25 protein-coding genes are annotated in these 22,915 nt (G+C 60.2%); 19 read left to right on the top strand and 6 right to left on the bottom strand.

The window, feature by feature from the left end:
• Window positions 1–121: 121 nt before the first annotated feature.
• Both ACX3M4_RS04845 and ACX3M4_RS04840 read right to left on the bottom strand, forming a co-directional pair.
• Window positions 122–994, bottom strand: coding sequence for a hypothetical protein (locus ACX3M4_RS04845; protein ID WP_459357465.1), 873 nt, complete (start codon window positions 992–994; stop codon window positions 122–124).
• Complete coding sequence (locus tag ACX3M4_RS04840) at window positions 991–2,583, bottom strand: acyl-CoA synthetase (RefSeq protein ID WP_459357464.1); 1,593 nt, start codon at window positions 2,581–2,583, stop codon at window positions 991–993. Before ACX3M4_RS04840 ends, ACX3M4_RS04845 begins: the two co-directional genes overlap by 4 nt.
• Window positions 2,584–2,733: 150 nt before the next feature.
• Here ACX3M4_RS04840 and ACX3M4_RS04835 point away from each other — a divergent pair, with 150 nt between their 5' ends.
• The gene (locus ACX3M4_RS04835) at window positions 2,734–3,543 is read left to right on the top strand and encodes an alpha/beta hydrolase (protein WP_459357463.1); all 810 of its coding nucleotides are present in this window, start codon (window positions 2,734–2,736) and stop codon (window positions 3,541–3,543) included.
• A gap of 18 nt (window positions 3,544–3,561) precedes the next feature.
• Complete coding sequence (gene fumC, locus ACX3M4_RS04830) at window positions 3,562–4,947, top strand: class II fumarate hydratase (RefSeq protein WP_459357462.1); 1,386 nt, start codon at window positions 3,562–3,564, stop codon at window positions 4,945–4,947.
• A 33-nt stretch (window positions 4,948–4,980) separates the two neighbouring features.
• On the opposite strand, the gene ACX3M4_RS04825 is transcribed toward fumC, so the two are convergent.
• The 4 genes from ACX3M4_RS04825 to ACX3M4_RS04810 all read right to left on the bottom strand — a co-directional run bounded on the left by ACX3M4_RS04825 (window position 4,981) and on the right by ACX3M4_RS04810 (window position 8,240).
• Window positions 4,981–6,132 carry a fumarylacetoacetate hydrolase family protein gene (locus tag ACX3M4_RS04825; RefSeq protein WP_459357461.1) on the bottom strand — a complete coding sequence of 384 codons (1,152 nt, stop codon included), beginning with the start codon at window positions 6,130–6,132 and terminating at the stop codon, window positions 4,981–4,983.
• 206 nt (window positions 6,133–6,338) lie between these two features.
• Window positions 6,339–7,094, bottom strand: coding sequence for a FadR/GntR family transcriptional regulator (locus tag ACX3M4_RS04820; RefSeq protein ID WP_459357460.1), 756 nt, complete (start codon window positions 7,092–7,094; stop codon window positions 6,339–6,341).
• Window positions 7,095–7,337: 243 nt separating this feature from the next.
• Window positions 7,338–7,706 carry a PilZ domain-containing protein gene (locus ACX3M4_RS04815; RefSeq protein WP_459357459.1) on the bottom strand — a complete coding sequence of 123 codons (369 nt, stop codon included), beginning with the start codon at window positions 7,704–7,706 and terminating at the stop codon, window positions 7,338–7,340.
• Between the two features lie 9 nt (window positions 7,707–7,715).
• Window positions 7,716–8,240: a hypothetical protein gene (locus ACX3M4_RS04810; protein WP_459357458.1), complete on the bottom strand. Its 525-nt coding sequence runs from the start codon at window positions 8,238–8,240 to the stop codon at window positions 7,716–7,718.
• A gap of 185 nt (window positions 8,241–8,425) precedes the next feature.
• Here ACX3M4_RS04810 and flgB point away from each other — a divergent pair, with 185 nt between their 5' ends.
• From flgB to ACX3M4_RS04725, 17 genes are all read left to right on the top strand, one after another.
• Complete coding sequence (flgB, locus tag ACX3M4_RS04805) at window positions 8,426–8,806, top strand: flagellar basal body rod protein FlgB (RefSeq protein ID WP_459357457.1); 381 nt, start codon at window positions 8,426–8,428, stop codon at window positions 8,804–8,806.
• A 12-nt stretch (window positions 8,807–8,818) separates the two neighbouring features.
• Window positions 8,819–9,235: a flagellar basal body rod protein FlgC gene (gene flgC, locus ACX3M4_RS04800; protein ID WP_459357456.1), complete on the top strand. Its 417-nt coding sequence runs from the start codon at window positions 8,819–8,821 to the stop codon at window positions 9,233–9,235.
• A gap of 2 nt (window positions 9,236–9,237) precedes the next feature.
• Window positions 9,238–9,570, top strand: coding sequence for a flagellar hook-basal body complex protein FliE (locus ACX3M4_RS04795; RefSeq protein ID WP_459357455.1), 333 nt, complete (start codon window positions 9,238–9,240; stop codon window positions 9,568–9,570).
• Window positions 9,571–9,620: 50 nt separating this feature from the next.
• Window positions 9,621–10,409, top strand: coding sequence for a flagellar basal-body rod protein FlgG (flgG, locus tag ACX3M4_RS04790; protein WP_459357454.1), 789 nt, complete (start codon window positions 9,621–9,623; stop codon window positions 10,407–10,409).
• Between the two features lie 13 nt (window positions 10,410–10,422).
• Window positions 10,423–10,875 (top strand): flagellar basal body P-ring formation chaperone FlgA, encoded by a 453-nt coding sequence (flgA, locus tag ACX3M4_RS04785; RefSeq protein WP_459357453.1) that lies wholly within the window; start codon window positions 10,423–10,425, stop codon window positions 10,873–10,875.
• Window positions 10,876–10,878: 3 nt separating this feature from the next.
• Window positions 10,879–11,979 carry a flagellar basal body P-ring protein FlgI gene (gene flgI / locus ACX3M4_RS04780; protein WP_459357452.1) on the top strand — a complete coding sequence of 367 codons (1,101 nt, stop codon included), beginning with the start codon at window positions 10,879–10,881 and terminating at the stop codon, window positions 11,977–11,979.
• 137 nt (window positions 11,980–12,116) lie between these two features.
• Complete coding sequence (locus ACX3M4_RS04775; protein ID WP_459357451.1) at window positions 12,117–12,674, top strand: MotE family protein; 558 nt, start codon at window positions 12,117–12,119, stop codon at window positions 12,672–12,674.
• Window positions 12,674–13,378 carry a flagellar basal body L-ring protein FlgH gene (flgH, locus tag ACX3M4_RS04770; protein WP_459357450.1) on the top strand — a complete coding sequence of 235 codons (705 nt, stop codon included), beginning with the start codon at window positions 12,674–12,676 and terminating at the stop codon, window positions 13,376–13,378. Before ACX3M4_RS04775 ends, flgH begins: the two co-directional genes overlap by 1 nt.
• A 30-nt stretch (window positions 13,379–13,408) precedes the next feature.
• Complete coding sequence (locus ACX3M4_RS04765; protein ID WP_459357449.1) at window positions 13,409–13,909, top strand: flagellar basal body-associated FliL family protein; 501 nt, start codon at window positions 13,409–13,411, stop codon at window positions 13,907–13,909.
• Window positions 13,906–14,649: a flagellar type III secretion system pore protein FliP gene (gene fliP / locus ACX3M4_RS04760; protein WP_459357448.1), complete on the top strand. Its 744-nt coding sequence runs from the start codon at window positions 13,906–13,908 to the stop codon at window positions 14,647–14,649. Before ACX3M4_RS04765 ends, fliP begins: the two co-directional genes overlap by 4 nt.
• A 318-nt stretch (window positions 14,650–14,967) precedes the next feature.
• A complete protein-coding gene (locus tag ACX3M4_RS04755) occupies window positions 14,968–15,891 on the top strand; it encodes a flagellin N-terminal helical domain-containing protein (protein WP_459357447.1) in 924 nt (307 codons plus the stop codon).
• A 166-nt stretch (window positions 15,892–16,057) separates the two neighbouring features.
• The gene (fliF, locus tag ACX3M4_RS04750) at window positions 16,058–17,704 is read left to right on the top strand and encodes a flagellar basal-body MS-ring/collar protein FliF (protein ID WP_459357446.1); all 1,647 of its coding nucleotides are present in this window, start codon (window positions 16,058–16,060) and stop codon (window positions 17,702–17,704) included.
• A complete protein-coding gene (locus ACX3M4_RS04745) occupies window positions 17,704–18,342 on the top strand; it encodes a hypothetical protein (protein WP_459357445.1) in 639 nt (212 codons plus the stop codon). The genes fliF and ACX3M4_RS04745 overlap by 1 nt, the downstream gene beginning before the upstream one ends.
• Entirely contained in the window at window positions 18,342–19,805 is a 1,464-nt protein-coding gene (locus ACX3M4_RS04740; protein WP_459357444.1) for a MotB family protein, read from the top strand. The genes ACX3M4_RS04745 and ACX3M4_RS04740 overlap by 1 nt, the downstream gene beginning before the upstream one ends.
• Window positions 19,802–21,040 carry a chemotaxis protein gene (locus ACX3M4_RS04735; RefSeq protein ID WP_459357443.1) on the top strand — a complete coding sequence of 413 codons (1,239 nt, stop codon included), beginning with the start codon at window positions 19,802–19,804 and terminating at the stop codon, window positions 21,038–21,040. Before ACX3M4_RS04740 ends, ACX3M4_RS04735 begins: the two co-directional genes overlap by 4 nt.
• Window positions 21,030–22,340 carry a flagellar hook-length control protein FliK gene (gene fliK, locus ACX3M4_RS04730; RefSeq protein ID WP_459357442.1) on the top strand — a complete coding sequence of 437 codons (1,311 nt, stop codon included), beginning with the start codon at window positions 21,030–21,032 and terminating at the stop codon, window positions 22,338–22,340. Before ACX3M4_RS04735 ends, fliK begins: the two co-directional genes overlap by 11 nt.
• Window positions 22,294–22,869 (top strand): transglycosylase SLT domain-containing protein, encoded by a 576-nt coding sequence (locus tag ACX3M4_RS04725; RefSeq protein WP_459357441.1) that lies wholly within the window; start codon window positions 22,294–22,296, stop codon window positions 22,867–22,869. Before fliK ends, ACX3M4_RS04725 begins: the two co-directional genes overlap by 47 nt.
• The last annotated feature ends 46 nt before the right edge of the window (window positions 22,870–22,915 follow it).

Here is a 22,915-nt window from a genome sequence, read left to right as displayed (position 1 = left end):
GAGTGCATATGGGCAGTGGATCTTTCTGCGGTTCCGGTTTCCGCCGGTCGCACGATTTAATAATTGAAGGCGGCGCCGACCGGATGTCAGCAATTCTGTCACAGCCGGTGGCGTCTGAGGGTCAACCGCGATCCGGCTCCCTCAAGAGGAGTTCACAGGTAATCAACGTCGGCGCGCCGCCAGGGCTCAGCGTGCCGCTGAAAAGTCGTCCTTGAAGGTCTATTGCCCGGATCGGCAGTGAGAGATCCTTGCCGGAAGAACCTCTGATGCCGGGTTGAAGAAGAATTTCGGAGATAAGGCCCGTCATTGGCGGCCCTTCCAGAAACTGCGCTCCGGCAAGGCTGCCGAGACCCATGACTTCGAAAGTGCCTGCGCCAAGATTACCGGCAAGAGCGGCGACGCTGTGGTGAAGGTCCGCAAAGGGGGCGAGTGTTGTGATCAGGGCATTGGTTTGCGGTTCGGTTGCCGTCTCCGGATCGGGTTTGACGCGGAAGAGCGTAAATTCCGTCTCCGGGTCCAGGGCGGCTTCGAACATTGCACCTTTGAGACCGAAGCCGGAGACCATACCGGCCAGGCTTGTGGTGAGCGTTTGCGGCAATAGATGGCCAAGACGCCAGGCACTGTCTTCAAACCAGTAGGCGTGAATGTGCGCAAACCAGGCTCCGTCCCGCCAGCCGAGGATTGCAACAGCGGTTTCCAGGACGGCCCCCCTGGAGGTCTGCGTGTCGCTGTACCAGGCCGCATGACGGTCATCGACTGCACGGTCGGGCATCACATAGTCAAAGGGTGCCAGCGTGAGGCCGCTGAGATCGAGAACGCCGGAGCAGTAACCGGACTTGTCGGCAAAAGTGCCCAGCGCTTCAAGAAAGGGGACACCGGCTTCAATTTCAATGGAAACCGGGTCGGCACGGCAGGGGACAAACGGGGATCGATCTTGCGCAACCGGTCCAGGATGCCTGATGTCCGCAAGCCTGACGGGAGCGGGGCGCCTCACAGCAGGCCCTTTTCCGACAGGAACTCTTGGACAAGCTTTTTCGTGATCTTGCCATAGGCGCTGGTCGGCATCTCTTCGATGAAGAGATAACGCGCCGGCATCTTGTATCGGGCCACCTTGCCGTCAAGAAAACCGGAGAGTTCCTCTGCGGTCGGTACATCACGCGTCGCCAAGTCCGCAACCGCAACGCAGACAGCGAGGCCAACCTCACCCCATTGCCGGTCGGGTATGCCAAGGATGGCGACTTCACCGATGCCGGGATGGCTCAGCAGAACCTCTTCCACTTCCTTCGGATAGACGTTGGAGCCACCGGAAATATACATGTCCGAAGCACGGCCGGTCAGGTACAGGTATCGCTGCTCGTCCATATGGCCGATATCTCCGGTACGGAACCAGCCATTGCCGAAGGATTTTGCGTTCGCGGCATCGTCGTCCAGATAGCCTGCACAGACAGCCGCACCGATCACGCAGACCTCGCCGGTCGCATGCGGCGGCAGAATGGTTCCCTCTTCGTCCTGGATGGAAACTTCGATGCCGGTTCGCTCAGTGCCGCACGTACCGATGCGAGCTTCCGGACCGTCTTCCAGAACGTGGTCCAGCGGCCGCAGCACGGTGATGTTTCCGGTCACCTCGCCGAGGCCGTAATATTGCACCAGAACCTTGCCGAGTTTCTTCAGGGCCAGCTTCTGGTCTTCCCGGTACATGGGAGCTCCCGCATAGATCACGTGGCGCAGGCTTGAATGGTCGTAATGGTCAACTGCCGGGTCTTCGACCAGCCGTTTGACGATTGTCGGCACGGTGAAGAGGTTGCTGACCCGGTGTTTTTCGATGAGCTCGAAGGCGAGTGCCGGATTGAAGCCGCCTTGCGGCATCAGGATATGGGCAGACCCCGCCGAAAGTTGCGCGATCATCTGCAGGCCGGCGCCGTGGGAGAGAGGGGCGATCACAAGGGAGGCATCTGCTTCGCTTGTGCCCGGCAGGAGGTCGGCCAGGTAGTTGACGCAGACAAAGCCGATCTGGCCGTGGGTCAGCACGACTGCCTTGGGCCGGCCGGTGGAGCCTGAGGTGAAGAAGAGCCAGCAGGGATCGTTATGGTCGACCGGCGCGTTCTCAACCGGCTGACCCAGGCATAGGGAGATAAGGCCTTCGTAGCTGTCGCCAAACCCGCTTTCGCCAATGCTGATGCAACCGGCAAGGTCTGGCATCGCCGTGCGGACGGCGTCTGCCTGAGCCTCAAAGGCCGCATCGCAGAGAAAGACCCGAGCTTCGGCTTTCTCCGCGGCATAGGCGGTTTCTCCGGGTGCCTGACGAAAGTTGCAGGGCACCCAGACAGCGCCAAGGCGAAAGGCAGCGAGCATGATCTCGCACATCTGATTTGAATTCTGTGCCTGGACGAGAATCCGGTCGCCTTTCCCGATGCCGTATCGGGTGCGTAATGCATGGGCGAGGGCACTAACGCGCGAATCGAACTGTTGCCATGTCCAGCTAGTGCCTTCCCAGACAATCGCTGGCCTGTGCGGCCAGCGGGCGGCGTTCCTGGTCAGGAAATGCGCCAGGTTGGCAACCCGGTTGGAACAGCGCTCCGTCATTTGAAATTCAACTCCCATTGCTTTCGCCGGAGACGTTAGGTTGGGCGTGACTGTTTTGACAAGGTGTGATTGCCGATAGGTCATTCCGCTTTCACGGCAAATCGTGCAGGATGCGCACCGCGAATTTCGAAAAGATCCCGAGGCACTTGAATGAACGACATGACCATTACCGATTGGGACGATGCCTACTCCAACATGGCGCATATTCCAGACGCCGACGCACTTGTGGAACGCTGGGCACCGGAAGCGGAAGCCTTTCGAAAAACTTGGATCAAGAAGGATCTGGATGTCGTTTACGGCGAAGGGGAGCGGCATCGATTCGACGTCTTTCATCCGGAAAGAAAATCGAAGGGGCTGATGGTCTTCGTTCACGGCGGCTACTGGCTCCGCTTCGACAAAAGCTTTTGGTCGCATTTTGCAGTGGGTAGCCTCGCAAACGGGTGGACGGTGTGCATGCCTTCCTACGATCTCGCCCCTGCCGTCCCCATTTCCCGTATGACCCGACAAGTCGGCGAGGCCATCAACAAGGCGGCAAGCCGGGTCGGGGGAAGCTTGCGGCTGGCCGGTCACTCGGCAGGAGGGCATCTCGTGTCGCGGATGGTATGCGACGACAGCCCCCTTGCACCAGAGGTGCTCAAACGGATCGAAAAGGTCGTTTCCATAAGCGGGCTGCATGATCTGCAGCCTCTCCGGAACACTGCCATGAACAATGCCTTCAAGATGAGCGAGGAAGACGCCATCGCGGAAAGCCCGGCCCTGAAGACTGCCGCAGTCGATTGCCCGGTCGTCGCCTGGGTCGGCGGTGGGGAGCGTCCGGAATTTCTCCGCCAATCGAAGCTGCTTGCGGACGCCTGGCCAAGCGCCACCTATCATGAAGACCCGGGCCGGCACCATTTCGACGTGATTGATGGTTTGAAAAAGCCTGACAGCGACCTGACAACTGCTCTCTTGGCCTCGTGATACATCTGAAAAATCGACATGCGCACGGAAAGTGACAGTCTCGGCGAAATCGACGTCCCGGAAGACAAGTACTGGGGCGCCCAGACGCAGCGATCTCTGCGCTACTTTTCGATCGGCAGCGATCTGATGCCGATAGAACTCATCCATGCGTATGGGATCTTGAAAAAGGCGGCCGCGCAGACCAATGCGGAACTGGATTTGCTGCGTGACGATCTTGCCGGACTGATCGAGACGGCGGCGGGTGAAGTGGCCGATGGAAAGCTGGATGCGCATTTTCCACTGCATGTCTGGATGACGGGAAGCGGTACCCAGACCAACATGAATGTCAACGAGGTGATCTCCAACCGTGCGATTGCTCTTGCCGGCGGGGTGCTCGGTTCAAAGGATCCGGTTCATCCCAATGATCATGTCAACCTGTCGCAATCGTCGAACGACACGTTTCCGGCAGCAATGCATATGGCCGCGGCGCTGCAGGTTACCCAGCGGTTACTGCCTGGCGTGCGCAGGCTCTACGAAAGCCTGAAGACGAAGGCCGATGCCTGGGAGGATATTATCAAGATCGGCCGAACCCACATGCAGGATGCAACGCCGTTGACGCTTGGGCAGGAATTCTCGGGCTATGCCGAGTTGTTGCGTCAGGATCTGGAACGGATCGACGACGCCCTGAAGGATGTATATGGGCTGGCGCTGGGCGGAACGGCGGTCGGAACCGGCATCAATGCGCATCCCATGTTCGCAGAAAAATCCGCAGAAAAAATCGCTAAACTCACCGACTTGCCGTTCTACACGGCGCCCAACAAATTTGCCGTGCAGGGCAGTCACGACGCCCTCGTGATGCTTTCCGGTTCCCTGCGGACGCTGGCTGTCTCGCTTTTCAAGATCGCAAACGATATCAGGCTGTTGTCCTGCGGACCGCGCTGCGGCTTTTTTGAATTGAAGATCCCTTCGAACGAGCCGGGATCCTCTATCATGCCGGGCAAGGTCAATCCGACCCAGTGCGAAGCACTGGCGATGATAGCCGCCCAGGTGATTGGGAACGATGTCACTGTCGGCATCGGCGGGGCCAGCGGCTACCTGGAAATGAACGTCTACAAACCGCTGATGATCAACGCCATCCTGCAATCGGTGAAGATCCTGGGGGATGGCTGTACGAATTTCGCCCGCTACCTTGTGGACGGCATGGAACCGAACGAGAAGCGCATCCGCGAATTCCTCGATCAGTCGCTTATGCTGGTGACTGCGCTCAGTCCGGTCATCGGCTACGACAAGGCCAGCCATGCGGCCCATCATGCCTTTGAACATGACCTGACACTGAAACAGGCCTGCCTTGATCTGGACTATGTCTCCGCGGAGGACTTCGACCTGATCGTCGATCCGGCACGGATGGTGAAGCCGTCGCTCTGACGGTTCGCCTGGCGCTGGGCTGCCGTGATTGCTTCAAAGAAGTCTGCGTCTTGCGAGATTTCGCATCAACTGGCTGATCCCGAAGGTCCACTCAGCGCACTCCGTCGACAGACGAACTTTGTTCTGCAAGTGGCCGAGGCCAGGGCAGGCGATGGTGACGATGTCGCCCAGTTTGTGGGTGAAGCCCTCTCCGGGGACGTCCCGGTCCTTGGTGGGGGCGAACAGGGTGCCGAGGAACAGCATCACACCGTCCGGATACTGGTGGTGACGACCAATCGTCTGACGAACCAGATCTTCCGGGTCGCGGCTGATCTCTTTCATGGAAGAGCTCCCCTCCAGCCGGTACCCCTCTGGTCCCTCGACGGTCAGCACAAGCTCCGCCTTGCGCACATCAGCCAGTGAAAAGGCCTCGTCGAAAAGCCGGATCATCGGACCGATGGCGCAGGAGGCGTTGTTGTCCTTGGCCTTTGACAGCAGCAGGGCCGACCGGCCTTCCACGTCACGCAGATTGACATCGTTACCGAGAGCGGCGCCTACGATTCGGCCAGACGAGGTAACCGTCAGCACGATTTCCGGTTCGGGATTGTTCCACTGCGAAACCGGATGCAGGCCGACATCGGCGCCGGGGCCGACGGAGGAAAGCACCTGCGCCTTTGAAAAGACCTCTGCATCCGGACCGATCCCGACTTCTAGATACTGGCTCCACAATCCTTCTTCGATGAGCACCGCCTTGACGCGTGCCGCTTCCTCGGACCCGGCACGGACATTGCGCAAGCTGTCGCCGATCGCCGCACCAATGCGGCCACGAATTGCTTCGGCTTTCGACGGATCGCCTGCGGCCTTTTCCTCGATCACCCGTTCGACCATGGACTTCGCAAAGGTGACCCCGCAGGCCTTGACCGCCTGCAGGTCGCAGGGGGCGAGAAAATGCGGACGGGATGGATCTGCCGGATCTGCCGCAGAGATCCCGGTCAGCGATCCCAGAACATCGCCGCTGGCCGACGCGACATAGTCGGCGGGATTTTTCAGTTCGCAGATGTCGCGAACGGTGGCGGCCGATTTGGTGGTGATGTCGAGTACCTGGTCATCGCGCAAGGTTACGACGGACGGTCCTTGCACGTCCGGCCGCCAGCAGCGGCCGAGAAAAATGCCGGAGGTTAGCTCAGCATGCGAATAGAAACTCATAGGGCGTCCAGACTGCGGCCTTGTGGCCATCACTGATTTTCAATCACTGCGACGGCACTGTGTCTGGAAAAAGTGGATTTGTCCAACAACTGGATGACCAAGTGGAGCCGCCAGGGGAGGTGGCGTTGGAACAGTGCCGCGAGACGGCAGAATCTCCCCGTTGGCAAGCGCCACAAGCCTGCAAGGCGACGACGAATTTTGTCTCGTCAGTTTTTTGCCGAAGCGGCGATCCTGTCGGCCAGGGCCTTGTTTTGCGTCAGCATTGCATGCATGCGCGACCGTGCGGTTTCCGCGTCGCCCGAAACGATGGCGTCAGCCACGCCCATGTGATTTCGGCGGGAGATCTGGTCGCCGGATACGTCTCTGCATCCGTCCGAATAGGAAAAGATCAGTACCGCGTAAATCAGGTTCTGAAGCTGGGCAAGCATGAGGTTGCCGCTGGCCTGCAGGATCGTGGCATGAAAGGCATAGTCGGCACCCATCGTATCGTTGGAGCTGTCCACCGGATGGATGGCGTTTGCTGCCGCGTGAATGATCTCCCTCTGGGCTCGGCTTGCGTTGATCGCTGCGAGCGCGGCTGCTTCCGGTTCGAAGATGATGCGAAGCTCCGTGGCCTCGGCATAAAGCCGTGCGGCCTGCGGGCTTTTCGGATTGTGCCAGCGGATCACATCGGGATCGAGCAGGTTCCAGTCGTCAAAGGGACAGACACGCGAGCCATATCGGCGTGCGGTACGCACCAGGCCTTTTCCGCACAGAACTTTGATTGCCTCGCGCACCACGGTTCTTGACACACCGAATTCTTCTACCAGCTCATCTTCGCGCGGCAGCACCGCACCGGTCTTGTAGTCGCCGTGGGCAATGCGCCTGCCAAGTTGTTCAACCGTGTCTTTAACCGCGCCGGTCGGCAGGGAAGTGAGCGTTTTGTCCGGGAGTTCGAAAGTTGTTGTACTTTTGTTATTCATTCGCAGACTCAAACAATCGGGCCTCGATTTCCCTTTGTCGGAACGCGAAGCCAGCGTGGTGTCCTGAATCTGTCTTACAATCTATCTTCAGGGAATACTAGAATTATTGTTCCAATTTCTCAGAACTATCGAAATATTGAGAGGGATTTGCCTTGAATTGCCACTCGCAGGCGTCAAAACGTCTGCTTAAAAATTGTTGTATTTGCAACTGTCCTGGCAATTTGTAGGACAATTACTGATATACTAGTCGTTTAAGGCATAGAGCCTCTGGGCAAGCTTTTGGACCCCTGTATTCCGGAAATGGCGGATACTTGCCGGTGGAACCAAATAGACTACCCCTGCCGCTAACCCGTCACGCCAACGAAGTTGAACTTCAGATACTGTCTTCGGAACCGCGTCAAAGACATAGAACTCCTCCGGCAGATCCGTTTCTTCGTTCAGGACCAGGCGTAGTCCCCCATCCGATATGTCTCTGATGGTACAGTCGCAGATGAATTCGTTGTCGAGCCCCGCCAGTTTGGCCGGCCGCAACCGGGTGCGCTGGCGCGGGTGCAGCCGGCGCTGGATGGCCTTTGCTAACGAATCCCGCTTTGCGGTCAGGAAGGAGAACATGGCACAGCCTCAATTTTCTGGTTTTGTCGGTTCAAGCGGTCGCGTGGGCCTGCGCGGCTCGGCTCTTCCGGGAGCCACGGGCAAGGGCCGGTAACTGGGCTCGCCCAGTGTCGAGGGGCGATGCACGATCGTCGATTGCTGGTTGCGGCAGAGCCGGTAGGCGAGATCGTAAAGGCCGCGCCAACCCGCGGGATAATTGCCGAGCGTGTCTAGTACGCTGAGGGCCGCTCCAACGCGCGCACCGCGGCGCGCACCATCCGGTCCCTCCCAGGCGCCACCTGCAACAGCGCCCTCCATGGCGCCGTCGACCAAGGGCACATCCGTCGGGTCGGCCGAGGTGTGGGCATCCGCATAGGATCTTGCATAGGCGTCGCAGTTTAACTGGTTGAATTGGAAATCCGGATTGGCCTGTGCACCGGCCTGGGTTGGAGCCAAAGAAAGGATCGGGACGAGGATCAGCGCAGCCGGTCCCGGCAGGTTCCTGGCCGGTCGATGATCAAATGTGCTGCTGCAACCCAGCTTCCACATGGACATGCGGTACTCCCGCTTTGGTATTCCTTCGTTGGCCACGCAGCGGACGGGCCTGTGTCGTCAATGCATGCACTGCGAAGATTGCGTGGAGCTTGCGCCGCGTGCGCTTCGAACGGCTGCTTGAGCCAGCCTCGGGCAAGCTTGGCCGCTTATCACTTGGGACAACCTGAGCCGATAGGAGGTCTCCGATGGAACCTGTGTTCCTGACCAAACTCGTTTCTCACAACAATGACTGGCTGTCCGTTCGCCAGGCAACGATTGCTGAAAACATCGCCAATGCGAACACACCCGGTTTCAAGGCAAGAGACCTGGAGCCCTTCACAACGGTCATTAGCAAGACGCAGCTCGCCATGACGGCGACACATGGCAGCCACCTTGGCCAGTCCTTGGAAGTCGCCCGTGCGTCCGATGTTGAAAAAGCCGACAGCTGGACCGTCACCCATTCGGGCAACTCGGTCAGTCTGGAACAGGAACTGGTGAAAGCAGGAGAGGTCGCGCGCGATCATTCGTTGAACGCCAGTGTCGCGAAGTCCTTTCACCGGATGTATCTCGCAGCCGTAAAATCCTAAGGGAAAACAAAGATGTCCGATCCGCTCATTGCCACGATGCAGATTTCAGGCGCCGGCCTGCGCGCCCAGTCGGAGCGCCTGCGTGTGGTTTCGGAAAACCTCGCCAACGCCCGCTCGACAGGTGAAACATCCGGCGACGATCCATACAGACGCAAGACCATCACTTTCGAAAGCGAGTTCAGCCGTGCCCATCAGGCCAATCTTGTTTCGGTGAAGGGCATCGGCGAGGACAAGGCGGATTTCACCGTTGAATACGACCCGGGGCATCCGGCCGCAGACGTGGACGGCTACGTGAAGATGCCGAACGTCAACACGCTCCTGGAGCTGGCCGACATGCGCGAGACCAACCGATCCTATGAAGCCAATCTCAAAGTCATGACCCAGGCCCGCGAAATGGTCATGCGCCAGATCGACCTGTTGAGGAACTGACCATGATCAATGAAATTTCCGCCCTGACGTCGTCGACCGACGGTGTCCTGAAAGCCACCAGCACAACGCGCTACACCGCCGGCACGCCCGATCTCGGTGGCACCGGTGCCGTGGCAGGGGCAAGCTTTTCGGACGCCATGGCACAGGTCTCACAGGATGCGATCGACAGGGTCAAGCGGGGCGAGGCCGTGTCCATTGCCGGTGTCGACGGACAGGCCTCCGTCCAGCAGGTGGTCGAAGCCGTCATGGCTGCGGAATCCACCCTCCAGACTGCGATTGCCATCCGCGACAAGGTGGTGAGCGCCTACCAGGAAATCAGCCGCATGACGATCTGACCGGCTGATTTCAGCCCCGTGAGAGCCTGCGTATTCAAAGGAGAGACCCCATGAAAGCCCTTGCGATCGCCGCGACAGGCATGAGCGCACAACAGATGAATGTCGAGGTTGTCGCCAACAACATCGCCAACATGAACACCACGTCCTTCAAGCGGTCTCAAGCCGAGTTTTCCGACCTCCTCTATCAGGCCGAACGCCTTCAGGGCGTGCCGAACCGGGGCGGTGAGGATCCGGTGCCGGAAGGTGCCCAGCTCGGCCTTGGTGTGCGCACGGCCGGTATCCGCAAGCTGCACATGCAGGGAGCGCTCACCAACACCGGCAATCAGTTCGACGTCGCACTCGACGGCCGTGGCTGGTTCGAGATCACGGGCCCGGACGACGAGACGCTCTATACGCGCGCCGGTTCCTTCAACAAGAATGCCGAGGGACGCCTGGTGACCATCGACGGTTATGCGGTCGAACCGGCAATCATCGTCCCGGACGAGACCATCGAGGTCGTGATCAACGAGTCCGGTCACGTCTATGCCAAGGTTGACGGGGAAATCACACCGCGGGAACTCGGTCAGCTGACCCTTTCGAACTTTGCCAATGACGTCGGTCTGGAGCCGATTGGCGGCAATCTCTTCCGCGAAACGGAAGCATCCGGTGGGGCTGTTGCCGGCGTTCCGGGCGATCCGGGATTTGGTGTCGTTCGCCAGGGCTACCTGGAAAGTTCCAACGTCGATCCGGTGAAAGAAATCACGGCTCTGATCAGCGCCCAGCGCGGCTATGAAATGAATTCCAAGGTCATGAAGGCCGCGGACGAAATGGCCGGCACCGTTACCAACGGCATCCGTTAAGGGGGCAAGTGTGATGGGTTTGCGTATTCTTTGTCTGGTATTGCTGTCGCTTTTCGCCGGTTCGGCCGCACGCGCTGCCGGTGTCGATCTTCCCGTGCCGCGGCAGACGATAGCGGCGGGCACCGAAATCTCGCATCAGGATCTGATCGAACGAAAGTTTCCGGCCAGGACAGCCCAGCAATTTGCGGTTTCCACCCATCGCGGCCAGCTGGTCGGCATGGTTGCCCGCCGAACCCTGCTGCCCGGTCAGCCGGTCCCAATGAATTCGGTCGAAAAGCCGGTCCTCGTCCGGCGGGGCGAGCCGGCACGGCTGGTGTTCCGGGAACAGGGACTGACGATCATCATGCAGGTCGAAGCCCTGCAGAACGGTGGCGCCGGCAGTTTCGTGCGCGTTCGCAACATCGATAGCGGACTGGTGGTTTCCGGAAGGGTCCAGGAAGACGGCACCATCCGCGTGGAGAATTGATTGATGACCCGGATTATCGTGCTTCTTCTTGCCGTCCTGATGGCGTTGCCGGCCTCTGCGACGGTCCGGATCAAGGACATTGCCAGCCTGCAGGGCGTGCGTGACAACCAGCTCGTCGGCTATGGCCTGGTGATCGGCCTCAAGGGCTCCGGCGACACGTTGCGCAATTCACCCTTCACCGAACAATCGCTGCAGTCGATGCTGGATAGCCTCGGTGTCAATGTGCGCGATGCGCGGCTGCGGACACGTAATGTCGCCGCAGTCGTCGTCACGGCGGAAATGCCATCCTTCATCGGCAAGGGCTCGACCATCGATGTCAGTGTGTCTTCGCTTGGCGATGCGACGTCGCTCGCCGGCGGCACGCTGATCGCTACGCCGCTACTGGGTGCCGACGGACAGATCTATGCGGTGGCCCAGGGGCCGGTTGCCGTTTCCGGTTTTGCGGAAATCGGCGACGCGGAAAGCCTCACTCAGGGCATTCCCACCGTCGGACGCGTGCCGAACGGCGGCCTGATCGAAAGAGATTTGCCGGCTAAGTTTTCGCAAATTCCGGGACTGGTGCTGGAGCTTTCCAACCCGGACTTCCGCACCGCAGTGCGCATCACCGACGCCATCAACCAGTACACGCGTGAGCGTTACGGCATCAAGGTGGCGAAGGAACGCGACTACCGCACGGTGGATCTGACCCCACCGAACAACCTCAGCATGACACGGTTCGTTGCCGAGATCGAAGCCATAAGGGTGACACCCGACCAGACAGCCAAGGTGGTGATAGACGAACGCACCGGCACGGTCGTGATAGGAAAGGATGTTCAGATTTCGACTGTCGCGATCACGCATGGCAACCTGACGGTCCGCATCACCGAAGCGGCCGAGGTTTCGCAACCCTCGCCATTCTCGCAGAACGGCGAGACGGTCGTGGTGCCGAGAACCTATGTCGATGCCCAGGAAACCGGCGGCCAGCTTGCCGTCGTTGGTGGCACGGATCTGCCGACCCTGGTACGCGGCCTCAACCGGATCGGTTTGCGTCCGACCGGCATCATCGCAATCCTCCAGGCCATCAAGACGGCCGGGGCATTGCAGGCGGAACTTGTCGTTCAATAGTCCCTGCCGGATCCAGCGATCCGATAATCCGATTTTCAGAACGCCGCTCCCTTGAGCGGCGTTTTGCATTCGCCAGCCCCGCGCAAGCTCGATCCCGGAAGGTGCAGTCACTGAGGGTCAACACAAGGGACGGCGCAATGCCATTTCACAAGAACCGCTGCCGGACGATCGGGCTCCTGGCATTTGCGGCGTTCTCGATCGCAGGTCTTACGGGCGCGATGGCCCAGGCGCCACGCGAAAAGCCGCAACCTGGCGCTACCCCTGGTGTCGCCAGTGTGCAGGCACCCGTGCCGCCGCCGGACAGCGAGCTCTATTGCAAGAACATCGCGGAAGCCGCGTCCGACGCGCGCATCAAGTGGCAGACCTGGAAACTGATCAGTCTCGAAGCCAAGCTCAGGGGCCGGATCGAGGAACTGCAGCGCCGGGAGCGGGAGTTCGAAATCTGGGTCAAGCGCCGCGAGGACCTTTTGAACGAGGTTGAAGACCAGGTGGTTTCCATTATCGGCCGCATGCGCCCCGAAACTGCCGCCGCGCAATTGTCGACCACGGACGAAGAGGCCGCGGTTGGAGTGCTGCTCAAGCTCAAGTCCCGTGTCGCCAGCAGCATCCTCGACGAAATGGAACCCTCGCGTGCTGCCCAGCTGACCCAGTCGATGATGGGGCTGACCCATCCCGAAACACAACGGAGTTTCTGATGCGTGCCATCCTGTACTCACTTGGCGCCGTGGTCCTGGCCGGATGTGCCGGTCAGCTGGAAGATGTCGGCCGCGAGCCGGAAATGTCTCCGGTCGGCTACGGCCTCGCCGTGCAGCAGCCGGCCGCCTATCCGGTCAGCACTTTCAGTCAGGGCACGGTCAAGGACTACAATTCCCTCTGGGCCAGCGGACGCGACAACTTCTTCGCCGATCCGCGCGCGAAAAAGGTCGGTGACGTTCTGACTGTCACCATCCAGATCAACGATCGTGCCAACCTGGACAACAGTTCGAACCGGCGGCGGACATCCGATCTTGGTGTCGGCGGAACGCTCGACACGGACTGGGATGGTGTATCCAGCGGCGGAAGTGCCGATTTCGGTCTTGATTCCGGCTCCGGATCGCGCGGCTCGGGCTCCATTGACCGGTCTGAGGAAATCCAGCTCTCGGTGGCCGCTGTCGTTACCGACCGGTTGCCGAACGGCAACCTGGTCATAGCCGGTTCCCAGGAAGTGCGCGTGAACTTCGAGATGCGCATTCTTCAGATCGCCGGCATCGTGCGCCCGCGCGACATCCAGGCCAACAACACCATTCCCTACGACAAGATCGCCGAGGCGCGCGTGTCGTATGGCGGTCGCGGCCGCATCTCCGAGGTGCAGCAGCCAGGCTGGGGCCAGCAGATCTACGACATCGTGACCCCGTTCTGACCCTGATCCGGAAAAAGCGAAAAGAAGTTCATGACGACTATCATTGAAGTGCCGTTTGAAGGTGCGCCCCAGCAAAGCCGCAGTTCGGGTTTTGTCGCCGCACTTGTGCTGCTCACGCTTATCGGCACCGGTGCCGGCGCGGGACTGGCGAAATATGTCGCCGACTACACGGAGGAAGAGGTCCATGGCCGCCTCCGTCAACAGCAGAATTTCACGGAAACGCTGCCGTTCTCACCCTCCACCCGGCTCCAGACACTGGAACCGCTGGTCACCAACATGGCCGCACCGAAAGAGACCTGGATCCGGCTGCAGGCGTCGATCCTCCTGGAAGAGGATCCGGATGGAGACGTCGGCGTTCTGAAGAAAAAGGTCGAGGACGACTTTCTTGGCTACATGCGCACGCTCACCCTGTCGCATCTGGAAGGCGGCATCGGTCTGCAGCATCTGCGTGAAGACCTGACGGAGCGGGCGCGAACCCGAACCAAGGGCCAGATCAGCGAAGTCATTCTGGAATCGGTGGTCATTCAATGAGGCGAGTTGCTTTTGCCGGTCTGGCGCTTCTTGTGATGTCTGGTGCGGCTGCCGCCCAGGTTCCGGATCTGTCCGCGCTTCTGCCGGCGGGAGAGGGCAGTGCAAGCGGGCGCATCGTCCAGATGATCGCGCTCCTGACCGTTCTGTCGCTGGCGCCGGGGATCCTCATCATGGTGACGAGCTTCACGCGCTTCGTCATCGCCTTTTCGTTTCTGCGGTCAGGTATCGGACTGCAGACAACGCCGGGCAATCTCATCCTGATTTCACTCGCGCTCTTCATGACCTTCTACGTCATGGCGCCGACATTCGACAAAGCCTGGCAGGAGGGCGTCCAGCCGCTGATGAACAACGAGATATCGGAGCAGGAAGCCTATGTCCGCACGACGGCACCTTTCCGGGAATTCATGCTCAGCCAGGTTCGTGAGGAAGATCTGGTGCTCTTCGACGATCTCGCAGCCGGCCGCCTGACCGATGAAGGCGCGGCTAGCGCCGGGGAGGTGGAACTGCGTGTGCTGATACCCGCTTTCATGATTTCCGAATTGCGCCGCGGCTTCGAGATCGGCTTTCTCATCGCGCTGCCTTTTCTCGTGATCGATATGATCGTGGCAACGATCACAATGTCCATGGGCATGATGATGCTGCCACCGACGGTAATCTCCCTTCCATTCAAGGCGTTGTTTTTCGTCTTGATCGATGGCTGGAACCTTCTTGTGGGAAGCCTGGTCCGATCGTTCTTTTAAGCGTTCGAGTGCCAAAGCGACTTGAAAAGGCGGAGCTTGCGAGCTCCGCCTTTTCTTGTTGTGGCGATCAGATCGCACACGCTCAAATTGCACGTTGACCAGGTTGTGAAGCGCGCATATCGAAGTCAAAAATCGAAAAACGTCGAAATGATCGAATTGGCGTAAGCTTCGCGCAAGGTTGGGCCGCTAGGGTCCTTCTTACAGCAGGTTGAACCCAACCCACCCAAGGTTCAAAAGCATGACGCTGCCCCTGCTGTGCCGGTGCAAATCCGGCATGTCCCAATCCAGTCTCCACTGACACATTGAAAGGGACATATCATGTCTAGCTTGATGACGAACGCTTCCGCAATGACCGCTCTGCAGACCCTGCGGAGCACCAACGCCAACCTCGCAGAGACGCAGAACCGCATCTCCACGGGCTATCGCGTTTCCGGCGCGGAAGACAACGCAGCGTACTGGTCCATCGCAACCACCATGCGTTCCGACAACATGGCTCTCGGCGCCGTTGAAGACTCCCTGGGTCTTGGTGCTGCGACCGTCGACGTCATGTACACCGCCATGGACAGCACTGTTGATGTCATGAACGAAATCAAGGCCAAGGTCGTTGCCGCCCGTACGCCGGGCGTTGACCGCGGCAAGATCCAGTCCGACATCACAGAGCTGCAGAACCAGCTGAAAAACACTGCCGACTCGGCCGTGTTCAACGGTGAAAACTGGCTGTCTGTCGACTCCGGTGCAGCAGGCTACGCGGCCGCCAAGGACATTGTGGCTTCGTTCTCCCGCGCCGGTGGCGCCATCACAATCCAGACCGTCACCATCGACACCACGACCACGGAACTTTACGACGCTGCCGACCAGTCCGGCATCCTCGACCAGGACCGCGGCTTTGCAGCCCTGACCAACATCACCGGCAACGGCATTGCGGATCTGGACATTTCCGCCGTGACCGACGCTGACCTTGCTGGTCTGGACACTGTAATTGCCGGTGTTGACGCCGCCCTCGGCGACATCACCAACGCTGCGACCACCCTGGGCTCCGTGAAGAAGCGCGTCGACCTGCAGAAAGACTTCGTGTCTGCTCTGCGTGACGCCATCGACCGCGGTGTCGGCCAGCTGGTTGATGCTGACATGAACAAGGAATCGACCCGCCTCCAGGCTCTGCAGACCCAGCAGCAGCTCGGTATCCAGGCTCTGTCGATCGCCAACCAGGGTTCGCAGAACATTCTGTCCCTGTTCCGTTAATCCATCAGGCCTTCGGCCGGATTACAAGGCAAGAGGACCGCGCCCTCCGGGGCGCGGTTTTTTTTTGTTTTTCGGCCTTCACCATCCACCGGCGCTAACAGGCTCGCGCAAGCTCCGCTGCCGATAGTGAGCACAACAAAACGATACGCGCATGAAGGGGTTATGCATGCCGGGCCGTGAACACGCCGAAAAACTCTGGGCAAACCTGATGGAACTGGGCCTGCGCCGATTGATCGCGCTCGCCCTTGTCGGGCTCGCCACTATCGCGACCGTCGGTGCGGGCGCTTATTATCTGAGCCGGCCGGAACAGACGGCTCTCTATACAGGTCTTGATGGCGAGGACGTCACCCGCATCGGTTCCACCTTGCGCGATGCCGGCATCAATTTCGACATCAGCGCCGATGGCAGCTCGGTCCTTGTCAGTCATGCACAGACGGCCAAGGCGCGCATGCTGCTTGCCGAAAAGGGCCTGCCGCGCGGCGCCAATGCCGGTTACGAACTCTTCGACGAGCTGGGTTCGCTTGGCCTGACCTCCTTCATGCAGGAGGTCACACGGGTACGGGCGCTTGAAGGCGAACTCGCCCGCACGATCCAGTTGATGCAGGGTATCCGGGCGGCGCGCGTTCACATCGTGCTGCCGGAGAAAGCTTCCTTCCGCCGCGACCAGCAGCCTCCTTCCGCTTCCGTCGTTATCCGCTCCGACGTTCCGGACGACATTCGCACGGCCGATGCCATCCGGCATCTCGTCGCCGCCGGCGTTCCGGGCATGGAGGCGGACAAGGTTACGGTTCTCGATACATCCGGCGGCATCCTGGCTGCCGGCAAGGATCCGACGAAGGCCTCCGCAGGCCAGCTCGCTTCTCTCGAAACCGCAGTCAGCAACCGCATCCAGGAGAATATCCGCAAGACCCTGACGCCCTATCTCGGCCTCGACAATTTCCAGGTCAGCGTTGCGGCGGAGCTCAACACCGATCGCAAGACGATTGCAGAGACCATTTTCGATCCGGATTCGCGCACCGAACGGTCTGTCCGTACCATCCGCGAGAACGAAAACGCGCAAAACTCCAGCGTTTCAGCTCCAACAACGGTGGAACAGAACCTGCCGGAAGAAGATGTTGCCGCTGACAATGGTGAGCGCTCCAGCGAAGAGAACGAGCGCCGCGAGGAAACCGTCAACTACGAGATTTCGTCGAAGCGGATCGAAACCGCGCAGGATGGCTACCGGGTCGAAAAACTCTCCATCGCCGTTCTGGTCGACAAGGCCCGGCTGGTCCAGTCCATCGGCGGCGAACCCAGTCAGGCTCAGATCGAGGAGCAACTCGGTGAAATCGAGGCCCTGGTGGCATCGTCTGCCGGCATCAAGAGCGAGCGTGGCGACAACGTGAAAGTTGCTGTCGTCGATTTCGTCGATGGCGGTCGTGCCATGGCCCCGGTCCCGCCGATCAGCGTCAGCGAATATCTGCTGCGTCAGTCCGGCAACATCATCAATGCGCTCGCCATCCTGGTGGTGTCGATGCTGGTGATCTGGTTCGGCCTGCGTCCGGCTGTTGCCGCCCTGGTGCCGCAAGTCTCCAGGCAGCAGGTGGAAATGGCGGAAATCGGCATGCTGCCGGAAAGTGTGGAGAGCCGTGCCGAGCCGATGGATGGCGAGCAGGCCTATCTGGTGCCGCCGGATCATTCCGACATGCTTCAGGATCTCAACAGCAAGCGTAACCAGTCCGCTCTACGCAAGCTGGAATCTCTTCTGGAATTCAACGAGGAACAGTCCGCGGCGATCCTGCGCCAGTGGCTCTATGAATCGGAGCGCATCTAATGACCACATCCGCCGCCTCGCACATTCCGGTCTTTTCCGCCGCAAGGCTCCGTTCCTTTGCCGCCTTTGACCCGGCCCTGGTCGATGTTCTCGAACCTTGCGACGAAACCGCACCTGAACCGAGCGTCGAGGAGCGCCTCGTTGCCGAATACGAGCGCGGCCTGGGTGAGGGAAATGCCAGAACCCGCGCCCACTACGAAGCGATCCTTGACGCGGAAAGGGCGGAGCACCTTCGCCTCATGGACGAGGAGCGCACACGCTTCGACATGCGGGAGTCCGCCAATGTCAGTGCGTCGATCGAAGGCTTCATGGATGTCATGGAACAGCGGATTTCCTATTCGCTGGCGCGGCTGTTGCAGCCGTTCCTGAGCGAGCGGATCACCGATCAGCTTGTTGCGGCCTTTGCCACCAATTTGCACCGGCTCGCCGAGGAAGATACCGGAAAGATGATCCGTCTTCGCGGCCCGCAATCCCTTGTCGACATGGTGCTGGAGCAACTGCCCTCATTGCGCCAGCGGATCGATGTCCAGACCTGCAAGCAGGTCGAACTTGTCGCGCTGCTGGACGAGACCACCATCGAAACGCGGCTTGGCCAGTGGCTCAGCCAGCTTGAAGTGCTGAAAGCGGAGGCGGAGTGATGCTGGACGGTGTTCCGAACGAAATCGTCATTGTCCGGCGCAAGAACAGCTGGGACGAAGACCACTTGCCGCATGGAGTCTGGAAGATTGCCTATGCGGATTTCATGACCGCGTTGATGGCGTTCTTCCTGGTGATGTGGCTGATCAACGTGACCGACGACAGCGTGCGCCGGGGGGTTGCGCAGTATTTCAACCCGGTCAAGCTGGCCTCGACCGCTCCCAACCGCAAGGGCCTCAACGATCCACAGATCCACGGCGATACCAACGAAAACGGCACTAAGCTCTTCACCGGAAAACTCGGCGGTTCCGAAGAGCCGGTCGACCAGGATGCGAATTTCGGCAACGGCGTCGAAACCGGAAACAAGTTGGAGGAAGCCGAGGAACTGCCGGAGCAGGGCGGGGTTCGCGCGTCCGGTCAATTCACCCAGACACACTCGGAATCTATCCTCTTCTCCGACCCCTACGCTGTCCTGGACACCTTGTCGGAGAAGATCCGCGTCGCCGGGAGCCGCGAAGACAATCCGCAAGGTATCGGCACCGGTCTGCAGAAAACCGATGGCGCCCAGGGCGGCCAGGCCTACCGGGATCCGTTCGATCCGTTGTTCTGGCAATTCCGCCCGGGCCGGGGCGTCGACGGATCGGAGCCGGCAGCCGAGGTGAGCACACCAGACGCAACCACTGGCCCGGGCCAGACGCCGCTCGACGGACAATTCGCCTTCGGCGCTCCAGTCGAGGAAGGTGTTGCCGAGGACAAGGGACAGGCGCTCTTCCTGCCCAAGGACGACACCGTCGCGCCAGCGTCAGGCGAAAACGTTCAGAACGGGACGACAGCTTTCGAATTTGTCGGCACCGGCACGAAACCTGATACCGGAGACCAGACTAATCCTGTCGTGGCGCATGTCCTGACACAGGCCGGTTTGCAACATGACGGCACGACGGAGGATCGCTTCCAGGGCTCCGGAGTGCAGCCGAAAACCGGGGACGGGCCAGCGCCCGCTGAAATCCTGGTCGCTCGTCTCTCCGAAGTGCTTGAGCAGACCGAAGGAACTGTCCTGGAAGAAACCGCAGGCCGCATCACTGTGACACGGGATGGCGAGGGTGCCCTGATCAGCCTGACCGACGACCAGAATTTCGGCATGTTCGCCATCGGCTCTGCCGAGCCGCGGCCCGAACTCGTCAAGCTGCTGGCGCGAATCGGCGAAGTGGTGGCGCAAACCCCGGGGCGGATCGTGATCAAGGGCCACACGGATGCACGTCCGTTCAAGTCCGAAACCTACGACAACTGGCGCCTGTCTTCGGCTCGCGCGCATATGGCGCTCTACATGCTCTCCCGCGGCGGTGTCGACAAGGCCCGGTTCGACCGGGTGGAAGGCTATGCCGACCGGCAGCTGAAGGTTCCGGCCGATCCATTTGCCGCGCCGAACCGGCGGATCGAGATCTACCTGCTGGAGGGCTCGGAATGATCAGGGCGATGGTAATTGGAAAGTCCGGACTGGCAGGTCTTTTCCTGGGGTTTTTCTGCGCACTCCTTGCCTTCCAGACATCCGTCGCTCAGGACACCGGGAAAAGAACAGGAGGTCCGCAGCCTTTTGAAATGATCCGGTCGCTGCAGTCGCTTCAGGAACAGATCGCACAGGGCAACAGCCACGCCATGCAGGCGCAACGCGCCCTGTTGGAAAAAATGGATGCCGGTTTCATGTCGATGCCGGTGGACGTCTGGCAGGAACCGCGCAATGCACGGGCCGCTGTCATTCATCTGCTCAGCGGCGGTCATCCGCAGGTCATGCGCCAGTTGCTGACCCTCGATCCGGCTCCGGCCATCGACCGCAGGCTGATGGAGGCCTCGCTTGCCTATGTGGAGGGACGCGAAGACGACATGGAGCTGCTGCTTGTGGAGATCGATCCACTCGATCTGCCCGCGAGCCTCGGAGGCCATGTCGCGCTCGTCAAGGCAGCGCCTTATCTTCGCAGCGATCCGAAAAAGGCCATGGCACTGTTGCAGGTCGCAAGCCTACTGATGCCAGGAACGCTGGTCGAAGAAGCAGCGTTGCGGCGGGAGGTATTCGTCGCCGGCATGCTGAGCGATGTCGATCGTTTCCGGGTTCTCAGCATCCGCTATCTGCGCCGTTTCAAGACATCGGTGTATGCGGGGGACTTCCGCCGCCGCTTTGCGCTCGCGCTCGATACGCTCGGCTTCGTCAAGAGCGAAGACAAGTTCGCATTGCTGGACGACGTGCTGCATGAATTCGACGCCGACAGCCGGCGTGGGCTCTACATCCGCCTTGGGCGCTCCGCCTTGCTTGCCGGTCATCTCAATGTGGCGCGCAAGGCGGTGGCCGAAGCCCTGGCGCTTTCGATCGAGGGCTCCAAGGAGAGCGAGATCCTGAAGATCTACCTTGCTGCCACACGGCTCGATCCCGAATTCATCACTGCCAACCGTGACCTTCTCTGGTCCATCGACAAGACGGCTTTGTCACCCGAGGACATGGCCCTTCTCGACGGTGTTTATGTGGTCTTGAACTCGGTCCGCCATTTCCCGGAACCGCCTTCAAATGTCATCGGCGAATTCAACGTCGCCAGCAACATGGCCGACCCGGAAGCGCGGGACTGGATAACGCCGGATATGGAACTGGCGGAAGTGCTGCTGCGCCGCACCGAAACGTCCCTTAGGCATCTCGGAGACAAAAATGACCGTTAACACGCAGGCGCTGGTTCCAGGTGCTTCCAAGGCCGGAAAACCGGTGGATGGTGGTGCCGGTGAGCGCGGGCAGAGCACCTCGAGGGAGGCCGCTGCCGCCTTTCAGGCGCTTCTCCAGGGAATGAAAAAGGACGACGCCGGCAACAGCGATTCCCAACCTGATGGGGCGCCTGAAACCGACCGACCGGATGGCAGCCCCGTACAAGGAAACGCCGAACCCGGTAGCGCCGGAACCGCCATGGAACAAGCCACAGGAGCGGTCGCCTTTTCAACCAGCAACCTCGTGGATGCCTTGCGCCAGGCATCGCAGAATGCCCTTGCACGCAAGGTTGCCGTCGGCGGCGAAAAGGAAGGGGCGCCGGAGACCGAGCCGGATCCGAAGGCGGCAACCATGTTGCAGACGCCTGCCGCGCACGCTGGTCTTTCCTTGAATGCCGTGCTCGCCGGCAAGCAGGTTCAGTCTCAATCGCCTGCTGCCAATGCACCTCCCGGCAGCGCCGGTTCACCAGTGAACAATCAGATGACGGGGCAGGGCAGCGTCCTAGTGGAAGGCGATGGCGACGGCATGGTCCGCACCGGCACGTCGTCGCTCTTTGCCCAGTTCGGCGTTGAGCCAGAGGCGGTTTCGGACGGTTCTTCAAGACCCGGAGGTCAGCGGTCCTTGCTGCCGGAAGATGCGGCCGGGACGGTCAAGGTTCTGCGCCAGGAAACGCACTTCGCTCCCAACATGCGTCTTTCGCCCGCCCAGCAGGTGGGTGATCAGGTTGCCACTGCGATGAAGGAAATGGCTGCGGGCCGCGCGACGGATCAGGCGGGTCTGACTGCCAAGGCGGAAGGACCGGTCCTGAAAACTCTGGATATCCAGCTGAACCCGCACGAATTGGGCACCGTCAAAGTGTCTCTGCGGATGGTCGGTGATAGTGTTGAAGTGTCCCTGGTGACAAGCCGCGTTCAAACGGCCGAGGTCCTGAAGCAGGACCGGCAACTGCTTGATCAGATGCTGAAGGCAACCGGCTTCCGCGCCGACACGATCACGATCCAGGCAGGGGACGACCGCATCACGGTTCAGCCAGGGGGCAACTCCTCCGGTCCCCAGACGCAAAACCAGAACCAGAACGGTTCGGCAAGCGGCAACCCGTTTGACGGTCAGCCGCAGCATTCCGGTGGCGGAACGGGCCAGCAGCAAGGCCGTGCAGCCCGAGAAACCAGCGAAGACGCGTATCAAGTTTCGCAGTCCACAAAAGGAGAAGGTGATGAAGACGGTTCTCGCGTCAGCCTTTCTGACGGCCTCTATCTTTAGCGCCGGGCTCGCCAGCCTTCCGGCGGCCGCGGAAACGCAGAACGTCTGCGAACGCGAGATGATCGCGGCTGCGCAGAAATACAAGGTGCCGCTTGGCGTTCTTTATGCGGTTGGTCTGACGGAAACGGGGCGCCGAAATTCGCTCTACCCTTACGCACTCAACATCGAGGGCAAGTCGGTGTTTCCGCCGAGCCGGCAGGCAGCGAAGGATGATGTCATCGACGCGCAGCAGCACGGCAAGAAGCTGATCGATATCGGCTGCATGCAGATCAATGCCTATTACCACGGCGAGAAATTCCGCTCGGTCGAGCATATGCTGGAGCCGCGCGCAAACGTGCAATACGCGGCCCAGTTCCTGAAAGACCTGCGCCAGAGCCAGGGCTCCTGGACCATGGCTGTTGCCCGGTATCACGCAGGACCGAACAATGACCCGGCGCAAAAACGCTATGTGTGCACGGTGATCCGCAACATGGTTGCTACCGGTTTCGGGAGCTGGACAGATAAGTCCAAGCAGTTCTGCGGCGCTTGAGACAAAGCATCGGTGTTTTTCTGTGCCGATGCTTTTCTTTTGTTTG

It is taken from the genome of Roseibium sp. M-1, assembly GCF_054515675.1.
Note: the sequence above shows the minus strand (reverse complement) of the source record. Positions and strands in the feature narration are given on the sequence as shown.

What these genes read in the sequence shown, in the direction of transcription:
- ACX3M4_RS04775 (WP_459357451.1), top strand. Translation starts at nt 12,117, where the DNA reads ATGCCATTTCACAAGAACCGCTGCCGGACGATCGGGCTCCTGGCATTT.
- flgG (WP_459357454.1), top strand. Translation starts at nt 9,621, where the DNA reads ATGAAAGCCCTTGCGATCGCCGCGACAGGCATGAGCGCACAACAGATG.
- flgH (WP_459357450.1), top strand. Translation starts at nt 12,674, where the DNA reads ATGCGTGCCATCCTGTACTCACTTGGCGCCGTGGTCCTGGCCGGATGT.
- ACX3M4_RS04835 (WP_459357463.1), top strand. Translation starts at nt 2,734, where the DNA reads ATGAACGACATGACCATTACCGATTGGGACGATGCCTACTCCAACATG.
- ACX3M4_RS04765 (WP_459357449.1), top strand. Translation starts at nt 13,409, where the DNA reads ATGACGACTATCATTGAAGTGCCGTTTGAAGGTGCGCCCCAGCAAAGC.
- ACX3M4_RS04740 (WP_459357444.1), top strand. Translation starts at nt 18,342, where the DNA reads ATGCTGGACGGTGTTCCGAACGAAATCGTCATTGTCCGGCGCAAGAAC.
- ACX3M4_RS04735 (WP_459357443.1), top strand. Translation starts at nt 19,802, where the DNA reads ATGATCAGGGCGATGGTAATTGGAAAGTCCGGACTGGCAGGTCTTTTC.
- flgI (WP_459357452.1), top strand. Translation starts at nt 10,879, where the DNA reads ATGACCCGGATTATCGTGCTTCTTCTTGCCGTCCTGATGGCGTTGCCG.
- ACX3M4_RS04815 (WP_459357459.1), bottom strand. Translation starts at nt 7,706, where the DNA reads ATGTTCTCCTTCCTGACCGCAAAGCGGGATTCGTTAGCAAAGGCCATC.
- ACX3M4_RS04725 (WP_459357441.1), top strand. Translation starts at nt 22,294, where the DNA reads ATGAAGACGGTTCTCGCGTCAGCCTTTCTGACGGCCTCTATCTTTAGC.
- flgA (WP_459357453.1), top strand. Translation starts at nt 10,423, where the DNA reads ATGGGTTTGCGTATTCTTTGTCTGGTATTGCTGTCGCTTTTCGCCGGT.
- ACX3M4_RS04820 (WP_459357460.1), bottom strand. Translation starts at nt 7,094, where the DNA reads ATGAATAACAAAAGTACAACAACTTTCGAACTCCCGGACAAAACGCTC.
- flgB (WP_459357457.1), top strand. Translation starts at nt 8,426, where the DNA reads ATGGAACCTGTGTTCCTGACCAAACTCGTTTCTCACAACAATGACTGG.
- ACX3M4_RS04745 (WP_459357445.1), top strand. Translation starts at nt 17,704, where the DNA reads ATGACCACATCCGCCGCCTCGCACATTCCGGTCTTTTCCGCCGCAAGG.
- ACX3M4_RS04755 (WP_459357447.1), top strand. Translation starts at nt 14,968, where the DNA reads ATGTCTAGCTTGATGACGAACGCTTCCGCAATGACCGCTCTGCAGACC.
- ACX3M4_RS04825 (WP_459357461.1), bottom strand. Translation starts at nt 6,132, where the DNA reads ATGAGTTTCTATTCGCATGCTGAGCTAACCTCCGGCATTTTTCTCGGC.
- fumC (WP_459357462.1), top strand. Translation starts at nt 3,562, where the DNA reads ATGCGCACGGAAAGTGACAGTCTCGGCGAAATCGACGTCCCGGAAGAC.
- fliF (WP_459357446.1), top strand. Translation starts at nt 16,058, where the DNA reads ATGCCGGGCCGTGAACACGCCGAAAAACTCTGGGCAAACCTGATGGAA.
- fliK (WP_459357442.1), top strand. Translation starts at nt 21,030, where the DNA reads ATGACCGTTAACACGCAGGCGCTGGTTCCAGGTGCTTCCAAGGCCGGA.
- ACX3M4_RS04795 (WP_459357455.1), top strand. Translation starts at nt 9,238, where the DNA reads ATGATCAATGAAATTTCCGCCCTGACGTCGTCGACCGACGGTGTCCTG.
- ACX3M4_RS04840 (WP_459357464.1), bottom strand. Translation starts at nt 2,583, where the DNA reads ATGACGGAGCGCTGTTCCAACCGGGTTGCCAACCTGGCGCATTTCCTG.
- flgC (WP_459357456.1), top strand. Translation starts at nt 8,819, where the DNA reads ATGTCCGATCCGCTCATTGCCACGATGCAGATTTCAGGCGCCGGCCTG.
- fliP (WP_459357448.1), top strand. Translation starts at nt 13,906, where the DNA reads ATGAGGCGAGTTGCTTTTGCCGGTCTGGCGCTTCTTGTGATGTCTGGT.
- ACX3M4_RS04810 (WP_459357458.1), bottom strand. Translation starts at nt 8,240, where the DNA reads ATGTCCATGTGGAAGCTGGGTTGCAGCAGCACATTTGATCATCGACCG.